This is a genomic window from Piscinibacter sp. (assembly GCF_050175855.1).
Classification (GTDB): Bacteria; Pseudomonadota; Gammaproteobacteria; order Burkholderiales; family Burkholderiaceae_C; genus Piscinibacter.
Map to the genome: position 1 here is coordinate 1 of NZ_JBFXIO010000206.1, position 8,935 is coordinate 8,935.

The window sequence follows — 8,935 nt, forward strand, 5'->3', positions numbered from 1 at the left end:
AGACTTCTCGATGGTCAGGGGGGTGTCCAGCACGCGAACCTCGATCGTGCCGTACTCGGGCTTGGGCCGGATGTCCCAGTAGAAGTCCTTCATGCTCTTGACGACGCCCGTGCGCGCCATCTTCTCGAAGTGCACGACGAAATCCTCCCAGCGCAGGACGAAGGGCGCCCTGCCCGACAGCGGGAAGGCGAACACCGAGTTCAGGCGCGCCGACTGGAAGCCGGTGTCGGTGCCCTGCACGAAGGGAGACGAGGCCGACAGCGCGATCAGGTGGGGGATGAAGCGCGACAGTCCGTGCAGCAGCACCAGCGCCTGGTCGGGCCCGGCACAGCCCACGTGGACATGCTGGCCGAAGATGGTGAACTGCTTGGACAGGTAGCCATAGAGCTCGGACAGCTGCTTGAAGCGCGGCTTGTCGAAGATGCGCCGCTCGCTCCACTGCTGGAACGGATGCGTGCCGCCGCCACACAGCCCCACGTTGAGCCGGTCGGCGCACTCGACGAGCGCGTCACGCGTCTGCGTGAGCTGCGACAGCACCTCGGCATGATTGGCACAGACCGAGGTGCACAGCTCGATCATGCTGTTGGTCATCTCGGGGGTCACCGCGCCGGGGATCTTGCGCGTGCCCATCAGGCGAAGCAGGTCGCGCGCGCTCGGCGAGAGGTCGTAGTCGTGCGTGTTGACGATCTGCAGCTCGAGCTCCACGCCCAGCGTGAGCGAGCGCGATTCGGCGAAGGTTCCGAGGCTCATGTGCGCGCTCCCGGCGGGCGCTGGGCCGGGTGGTCCTCGTCGGCCAGCCGCAGGCCCCACTGCACGGCCAGCGGCCCCGCAAGCTCCATGGCCGCAACCGCAGTGAGAACCACCGGCGCGATCGCCAGCGCCAGATCCGGGTGGTTGAGGTGCAGGTCGGCGAACAGCACCAGCGCCGTGCCCGACACGGGCATCAGCGTGAGCGTCAGGGCCACGCCCTGGCGTGTCTCGATGCCGCTCCAGCGCGCCAGGCCGATCACCGCGACGGCCTTGGCCGCGGCGCGAGCCGCCAGCAACAGCAAAGCCGCCGTCGCGCCGAGCGCCAGCGCCTGCACCGACCACGCCGAGCCGACGATGACGAAAAGCATCAGCACCAGCACGCCCCCGGCGGTGCCGAAGTGTCGAGGCCAGACCCAGGGCCTCTCGGTGCTGTTGCGCAGCACAACGCCGGCCAGCAGCGGCACGAGCAGCGTCGACAGGCCGAGTGCGCGCGCCAGCGTCAGCGCCAGAACGATCATCCCGAGCAGCAGCAGCACCGAGTTCTCGTTGCGCAGGTCCAGCCGCCGCGCCACCCAGGCGACCAGCCCGGCCAGCAGGAGCGCCAGCAGCACGGAACCGCCGAACGTGTAGAGCGGCTGGGCGATGGCGCGACCCCAGTCACCGGCGCGATCGAGATGCAGCCAGCCGATCACCAGCTTGTGCGCCAGGACCGCGAACAGCGTGTTCAGGGCCGTGAGCATCAGCATGCGCTCGGTGACCTGCCCCTCGGCCTTGAGCTCGGTGGCGACACGCCCCACCACCGCGCCGGAAGCCGGCACCAGGATCGTGGCGCAGGCCAGCGCCAGCGGAGCCGCCATGCCCACCCACACCAGTGCGACGGCGATGGCGGCGAAGCTCAGCAGCGCCTCGGCACCGCTGGTCCAGAGCAAGGCCGGGTTGATGCGCAGCCAGCGCAGGCGCAGGCGGCTGCCGAGTTCGAACAGCAGCAGCGCCAGCGCCAGATCCACGATCAGCCGCAGGCTGCCGTTCAGGCGGCCGTCGGACAGCCCCTGGCCGGACAGCGCGATCGCCATGCCCGCGATGCTGTAGCCGACGATGCGCGGCAGGCCCAGCCCGCGCTGCACGCCTTCACCGAGCAGCGCACCGGCGACCAGCGCGAGCGCCGACCAGAACATCGCATCGGGCACGGGCGGCCATGGATCCACCTGGAGATAGGCGGCAAGCTCCGTCAACAATTGCTGCTCCTTGGACGAGCCCGGCACCGCGTGTGCGGGCAATGGCCCCGATGGCGCCCAGTATGACGGTCATTCATCGCCATCTCGGCGTCGCTCGCCGCGCGCGCGCCCGGAGAACATCGTCCACCACACGATGAGCAGAAGAATGACGAGCGCAGCCAGCGCTTCCAGCAGAATCAGCCACATGACGATGTCTCGATGCCGTGCCTGGATGGGCGCGGCGATTCTAGGAGGGCTGGCGGCCTGCGCCGTGGTGCCCGAGCCCCAAACCCCTGCCGCGCCGCAGCCTGCCTCGCCCGCCGCGACCGCGCCTGCGGCGGCCGCCGCGACGCTGGTTCGCAACCGCTCCCGCTGGGTGCCGGTGGAGTGGAACGATCTGCCCGGCTGGAACGCCGATGCCACGCGCGAGGTGTGGCCGGCGCTGCAGCGCGGCTGCGACAAGCCGGCGCCGGGCTGGGATGCGATCTGCGTCGCCGCGCGCGGCTTCACGCCGGCCAGCGATGCCGACGCGCGCGCCTGGCTGCAGGCGCGGCTGCGGCCGTACCGGGTGGAATCGCCCGAGGGCGCCACCGAGGGCCTGGCCACCGGCTACTTCGAGCCGCTGGTGGCCGCGCAGCGCCAGCCGCGCGCGGGCTTCCGCGTGCCGCTGCATGCCCTGCCCGACGACCTGGCCGCGCGCAAGCCCTGGTGGACGCGCCAGCAGATCGACACGCTGCCGGCCGCGCAGGCGGCGCTGCGCGGCCGCGAGCTGGCCTGGGTGGCCGATCCGCTCGATGCGCTGCTGCTGCAGGTGCAGGGCTCGGGCCGGCTGATGCTGCAGGAGCCCAATGGCACGAGGCGGCAGGTGCGCCTGGCCTACGCCGGCCACAACGACCAGCCCTACAAGTCGGTCGGCCGCTGGCTGATCGAGCAGGGCGAGCTCAGGCCCGAGCAGGCCTCGTGGCCGGCCATCAAGGCCTGGGCGCGCGCCAACCCGAAGCGCGTCAACGAGATGCTGTGGAGCAACCCGCGCTACGTGTTCTTCAAGGAAGAGCCGCTGCCCGACCCGGCCATCGGCCCGCGCGGTGCGCAGGCGGTTCCGCTGACACCGGGCCGCTCGATCGCCGTCGACCCGCAGTCGGTGCCCTACGGCACGCCGGTATGGCTGGACACCACCGAGCCGCTGTCGAGCACGCCGCTGCGCCGGCTGGTGATGGCACAGGACACCGGCAGCGCGATCACCGGCGCGGTGCGTGCCGACTACTTCTGGGGCTGGGGTGACGAGGCCGAGTCGCAGGCCGGACGCATGAAGCAGGCGCTGCGCATGTGGGTGCTGTGGCCGCGCTGAGCCTCGCTCATCCCGCAACGACCCTGTTGCGCCCCTGCTGCTTGGCCTGGTAGAGCGCACGGTCGGCGCGGGCGATGGCCTCGACCAGCGGCTCGCCGGGCGTGTACTCCACCAGACCGGCCGAGAGTGTGAAGCCGAGCTCGCCGCTGCCGTGCGCCACGCGCAGGGCCTCCACCCGCGTGCGCAGCCGCTCCAGGCCGAGCCGCGCGGCGGTCAGCCGCGTGTCCGGAAGCATCAGCATGAACTCCTCGCCGCCCCAGCGCGCCAGCACGTCGGCCTCGCGGATCGCCGCCAGCGCCTCCTGGGCGAAGACCTCCAGCACGCGGTCGCCGACGGGGTGGCCGTGGGTGTCGTTGATGCGCTTGAAGCGGTCGATGTCGAGCACCGCGAGGCAGAAGCGGCTGCCGTGCGCCGCACAACGCTCGCGCTCGGCCTCGATCAGCGCGGCCATGTGGCGGCGGTTGGCCAGGCCGGTGAGCTCGTCGCGCAGGGCCAGCACTTCGTTGTGCGCCAGCGCCTCGCGCAGCTCGGCCTTCTGGCGCTTGAGCGCATCGCGCAGGCGGCCGAGCTGACCGGCCAGCATCGAGACCGCCGGCAGGATGATGGCGATCACCAGGAAGTGCGCGAACTCCACCTCGGGCCGGTAGATGGCCGGGTCGCGCCAGACCATCAGGCCCATGGCCCCGCCGAACAGCAGCAGCGCCAGCCAGCTCATCGCGCGCACCTGGCGCGGCGTGAGCGAGTACAGGCCGAACATCAGCACCACCATCATGATCGGGAACACCGCGCCGCGCGCCCGCCCGGCCAGCGTGTAGGCCAGCGCACCGACCAGCAGCGCGAAGCTCATCTGCGCGATGGTCAGCGACGGATCGGCGAAGCGCTGGCTTGCGCCGCTGCGGATCGCTGCATAGAACGCCAGCATGCCGCCCAGGCCGAACAGCGCCAGCACCAGCACCGGCCCCGCCGGCGCGATGTCGACGGCGACGAAGTAGCCCATGCTCGCCAGGCTGTAGGCCATCAGGCCACAGGCCAGCAGGCAGCGCGCGCTGCGCACCCGCTGGCGCCGCTCGGTGCCGAGCAGGGCGTCGCCAAAGGCCTGCAGGCGCGGGCTCATCGTGGCCCGGTGGCTTCGCCTGAGGCGCGCAGATGGCCCAGCGGCAGCGCGCCGCCGGACTTCACCTCGCCGAGCGAGAAGCTGGTGTGCACGTCCTTCACGTGCGGCAGGCCCATCAGCGCATCGAGCGCAAAGCGTGAGAAGGCGTCGAGGTCGGTGGCCATCACCTGTAGTTCGAATGTGCCCGAGCCCGAGATGTAGTGGCAGGAGATCACCTCGGGCAGGCGGCGGATCGCCTCCTCGAGCATGCGCGTGGCCTCGGCGGTGTTGCGGTCGGCGTCGATGCGCACGAAGGCGAGCACGCCCAGGCCGATCTTGCGCCGGTCGATCTCGGCGCGGTAGCCGGTGATGAAGCCCTGCTCCTCCAGCCAGCGCACACGCCGCCAGGTGGGCGCGGCCGACAGGCCGATGCGCGAGGCCAGTTCGGCGTTCGACAGGCGCGCGTCTTGCTGCAACTCGCGCAGGATCGCGATGTCGAAGCGGTCGAGACTCGCGCCGTGGCTCTCGGCGGCTTCCGCCGGAGTGTCGAGGGTTTTCCCTTGGATGGCCATTTCAGGCGTGATTCTGATTCATTCTGCCGTTCAGACGAAAGCTTCTTTCTCAACTAAGGCCTAACCGGGCAACGAAAGAAAGCACTTCACGGCAGCGAATCTCTACACTCGACCCGCCCCACCACAGAGCGAGCGCCCCATGAACGCACCCCTGCCCGAGTCGATCCGCAAGGCCCTGGAGAGTGCCTCGCTCGACGACAAGTACAGCCTCGACCACGGCCGGGCCTTCATGAGCGGCGTGCAGGCGCTGGTGCGCCTGCCGATGCTGCAGCGCCAGCGCGACGTGGCGGCGGGGCTGAACACCGGTGGCTTCATCAGCGGCTACCGAGGCAGCCCGCTCGGCGGCTACGACCAGGCGCTGATGGCGGCGAAGAAGCACCTCGACGCCCACCACATCGTCTTCCAGCCGGGCGTGAACGAGGAACTCGGCGCCACCGCGGTGTGGGGCACGCAGCAGCTCGACCTCTACCCGCAGAGCAAGAAGTACGACGGCGTGTTCGGCATCTGGTACGGCAAGGGCCCTGGCGTGGACCGCTGCTCGGACGTCTTCAAGCACGCCAACATGGCCGGCACCGCCAAGCACGGCGGCGTGATCGCCATCGCCGGCGACGACCACGTGGCCAAGAGCAGCACCGCCGCGCACCAGAGCGACCACATCTTCAAGGCCTGCGGCCTGCCGGTGTTCTTCCCCTCCAGCGTGCAGGACATCCTCGACATGGGCCTGCACGCCTTCGCGATGAGCCGCTACGCCGGCGTCTGGTCGGGCATGAAGACGATCCAGGAGGTGGTGGAGTCGTCGGCCTCGGTGAGCGTGGATCCGGACCGGGTGAAGATCGTGCTGCCGGAAGACTTCACCATGCCACCCGGCGGCGTGCACATCCGCTGGCCCGACGCCGCGCTCGAGCAGGAGGCCCGCCTGTTCGACCACAAGTGGTACGCGGCGCTGGCCTACGTGCGCGCCAACAAGCTGAACTACAACGTGGTCGAAGGCCCCAACGACCGCTTCGGCATCATCGCCAGCGGCAAGGCCTACAACGACACGCGCCAGGCGCTGGCCGACCTGGGTCTGGACGACGATGCCTGCCGGCGCCTTGGCATCCGGCTGCACAAGGTCAACGTGGTGTGGCCGCTGGAGGCCACCATCACGCGCGAGTTCGCGCAGGGGCTGCAGGAGATCCTGGTCGTCGAGGAGAAGCGCCAGGTCATCGAGTACCAGCTCAAGGAAGAGCTCTACAACTGGCGCACCGACGTGCGCCCGAACGTGCTGGGCAAGTTCGACGAGCCGGAGGGCGATTTCTCCGGCGGCGAATGGGCCATGCCCAACCCGAGCGAGAACTGGCTGCTGCGCGCCAAGGCCGACCTCACGCCGGCGATCATCGCCAAGGCGATCGCCAAGCGGCTGAAGAAGCTGGGCATGGCGCCCGAGGGCAGCGAGGTGGCCGCGCGCATGCAGACGCGGCTCGACGTGATCGCCGCGCGCGAGCGCGCGATGGCCACGGCAAAGAGCGAGACCGGCGACCGCCAGCCCTGGTTCTGCAGCGGCTGCCCTCACAACACCAGCACGCGCGTGCCCGAGGGCTCGCGGGCGATGGCCGGCATCGGCTGCCACTTCATGTCGATCTGGATGGACCGCAGCACCAGCACCTTCAGCCAGATGGGTGGCGAGGGCGTGGCCTGGGTCGGCCAGGCGCCCTTCACGAAGGACGCGCACGTGTTCGCCAACCTCGGCGACGGCACCTATTTCCACAGCGGCCTGCTGGCGATCCGCCAGAGCATCGCCGCCGGCGTGAACATCACCTACAAGATCCTCTACAACGACGCCGTGGCGATGACCGGCGGCCAGCAGGTCGGCGAGCGCCCCGAGGGCCACTCGGTGCTGCAGATCCAGAAGAGCCTGACGGCCGAGGGCGTGAAGAAGGTCGTCATCGTCAGCGACGAGCCGGAGAAGTACGCTGGCGCCTCGCTCGAAGCCGGCATCACGGTGCACCACCGCGACGAGCTCGACGCGATCCAGCGCCAGATCCGCGAGATCCCAGGCACCACGGCGATCATCTACGACCAGACCTGCGCCACCGAGAAGCGCCGGCGCCGCAAGCGCGGCAAGCTGGCCACGCCGGCCAAGACCGTGGTCATCAACGAGCTGGTGTGCGAGGGCTGCGGCGACTGCTCGGTGCAGAGCAACTGCCTGAGCGTGGAGCCGGTGGAGACCGAGTTCGGCCGCAAGCGCCGCATCAACCAGAACACCTGCAACAAGGATTTCTCCTGCGTGAAGGGGTTCTGCCCGAGCTTCATCACGGTCGAGGGCGGCACGCTGAAGAAGGCGAAGAAGGAAACGCGCGGCGACCTGTCGTCGCTGCCGCCGATTCCCGAGCCGTCACTGCCGCTGACCGAGAAGCCCTGGGGCATCGTCGTCGGCGGCGTCGGCGGCACCGGCGTCATCACCATCGGCCAGTTGCTCGGCGTGGCGGCGCACCTCGAGGGCCGCGGCGTGGTCACCCAGGATGCCGGCGGCCTGGCGCAGAAGGGCGGCGCCACCTGGAGCCACATCCAGATCGCCAACCGGCCCGAGGCCATCCACACCACCAAGGTCGACACCGCCAAGGCCGACCTGGTGATCGCCTGCGACGCCATCGTCGGCGCGAACAAGTACACGATGAGCGTGATGCGCGAAGGCCGCACCTTCGTGGCGCTGAACACCCACGGCACGCCGACCGCCGCCTTCGTGCGCAACCCGAACTGGCAGTTCCCGGGCGGCAGCTGCGAGGCGGCGCTGGCGGCGGCGGTGGGCGCGGAGATGGTCGGCGGCTTCGACGCGGAGCAGGCGGCTGTGCAGCTGGTGGGCGACTCGATCTACACCAACCCGCTGCTGCTGGGCTATGCGTGGCAGAAGGGCCGCGTGCCGCTCTCCCACGCCGCGCTGATGCGCGCCTTCGAGCTCAACGGCGTGCAGGTGGACAACAACAAGGCCGCCTTCGAATGGGGCCGGCGCTGCGCGCATGACCTGGCGGCGGTGCAGTCGCTGTTCGCCGCCGCGGCGGTGATCGAGTTCGTGAAGAAGCCTTCGCTGGACGAAGTGGTGGGCAAGCGCGTCGAGTTCCTCACCGGCTACCAGGACAGCGCCTACGCCGCGCAGTACCGCGCCTTCGTCGACAAGGTGCGCGAGGCCGAATCACCGCTGGGCAGCACGAAGCTCACCGAGGCGGTGGCACGCTACCTGTTCAAGCTGATGGCCTACAAGGACGAGTACGAGGTGGCGCGGCTGCACACCGACCCGGCCTTCACGCAGAAGATCGCGGGCATGTTCGAGGGCGACATCAAGCTCACCCACCACCTCGCGCCGCCGCTGCTGGCCAAGACCAACGAGAAGGGCGAATTGGTCAAGAACGCCTACGGAGCGTGGATGCGCAGCGCCTTCGGGCTGCTGGCGAAGTTGAAGGGCCTGCGCGGCACCGCGCTCGACCCCTTCGGCCGCACCGATGAGCGTAGGACCGAGCGCGCGCTGATCGGTGAATACCGCTCCTGCATCGAGGAACTGCTGCGCACGCTGTCGGCGGCCAACCTCGCGCAGGCCGTGGAGATCGCGCGGATTCCGGAAGAGATCCGCGGCTACGGTCACGTGAAGGTGCGCCACCTCGCGGCGGCGCGCGCAAAGTGGGAGACGCTGATGACGCAGTGGCGCGGCGGCGACGCCGCCCGACAGGCCGCCTAGAAGAGGTCGGTCCAGGCCACCGTCTTGGTCGCCTCGAAGATGCCGTTGCCATCGGCATCGAGATCGATCTCGACCTGCGAGCTCGACAGCACCACGGCCTGCAGCGAGCCGGTCTTGCCCACCACCTCGAACTGGCCCGAGCGCGGGTAGGGATCGACGTCGTACTGCACGAAGGGCTGCAGCGTGTTCACCCGCACGCTGCCGGCCGCGACCGCCGACTCCACGAGGCCGCTGGCGGTCGTGCTGGTC

The 8,935-nt window shown here is 69.9% G+C and carries 7 protein-coding genes; 2 read left to right on the forward strand and 5 right to left on the reverse strand.

The genetic code is table 11. The annotated features are described in order from the left end of the window. Window positions 1–750: YbdK family carboxylate-amine ligase (locus tag AB7U92_RS15680; RefSeq protein ID WP_428578712.1), on the reverse strand; the 750-nt coding region annotated here is incomplete at its 3' end. Beyond that, on the reverse strand, window positions 747–1,982 hold the full coding sequence (locus tag AB7U92_RS15685) for a cation:proton antiporter (protein ID WP_428578714.1): 1,236 nt from the start codon (window positions 1,980–1,982) through the stop codon (window positions 747–749). The genes AB7U92_RS15685 and AB7U92_RS15680, both read right to left, overlap by 4 nt. A gap of 187 nt (window positions 1,983–2,169) precedes the next feature. On the opposite strand from AB7U92_RS15685, the gene mltA reads away from it, so the two are divergent. Then, window positions 2,170–3,312, forward strand: coding sequence for a murein transglycosylase A (gene mltA, locus AB7U92_RS15690; RefSeq protein WP_428578717.1), 1,143 nt, complete (start codon window positions 2,170–2,172; stop codon window positions 3,310–3,312). Window positions 3,313–3,319: 7 nt separating this feature from the next. Here the strand turns inward: mltA and AB7U92_RS15695 are convergent, their stop codons facing one another. Both AB7U92_RS15695 and AB7U92_RS15700 read right to left on the reverse strand, forming a co-directional pair. Beyond that, window positions 3,320–4,426 (reverse strand): diguanylate cyclase, encoded by a 1,107-nt coding sequence (locus AB7U92_RS15695; protein ID WP_428578720.1) that lies wholly within the window; start codon window positions 4,424–4,426, stop codon window positions 3,320–3,322. Beyond that, on the reverse strand, window positions 4,423–4,977 hold the full coding sequence (locus tag AB7U92_RS15700) for an Lrp/AsnC family transcriptional regulator (RefSeq protein WP_428578723.1): 555 nt from the start codon (window positions 4,975–4,977) through the stop codon (window positions 4,423–4,425). Before AB7U92_RS15700 ends, AB7U92_RS15695 begins: the two co-directional genes overlap by 4 nt. A gap of 139 nt (window positions 4,978–5,116) precedes the next feature. On the opposite strand from AB7U92_RS15700, the gene AB7U92_RS15705 reads away from it, so the two are divergent. Further along, a complete protein-coding gene (locus AB7U92_RS15705) occupies window positions 5,117–8,686 on the forward strand; it encodes an indolepyruvate ferredoxin oxidoreductase family protein (RefSeq protein WP_428578726.1) in 3,570 nt (1,189 codons plus the stop codon). Here the strand turns inward: AB7U92_RS15705 and AB7U92_RS15710 are convergent. Then, window positions 8,683–8,935, reverse strand: a 253-nt coding sequence (locus AB7U92_RS15710; protein ID WP_428578728.1) for a hypothetical protein, incomplete at its 5' end; no start/stop codon positions are given. The genes AB7U92_RS15705 and AB7U92_RS15710 overlap by 4 nt on opposite strands.

Coding starts and splice junctions, on each gene's coding strand:
- mltA (WP_428578717.1), top strand. CDS start 2,170: ATGACGATGTCTCGATGCCGTGCCTGGATGGGCGCGGCGATTCTAGGA.
- AB7U92_RS15695 (WP_428578720.1), bottom strand. CDS start 4,426: ATGAGCCCGCGCCTGCAGGCCTTTGGCGACGCCCTGCTCGGCACCGAG.
- AB7U92_RS15700 (WP_428578723.1), bottom strand. CDS start 4,977: ATGGCCATCCAAGGGAAAACCCTCGACACTCCGGCGGAAGCCGCCGAG.
- AB7U92_RS15705 (WP_428578726.1), top strand. CDS start 5,117: ATGAACGCACCCCTGCCCGAGTCGATCCGCAAGGCCCTGGAGAGTGCC.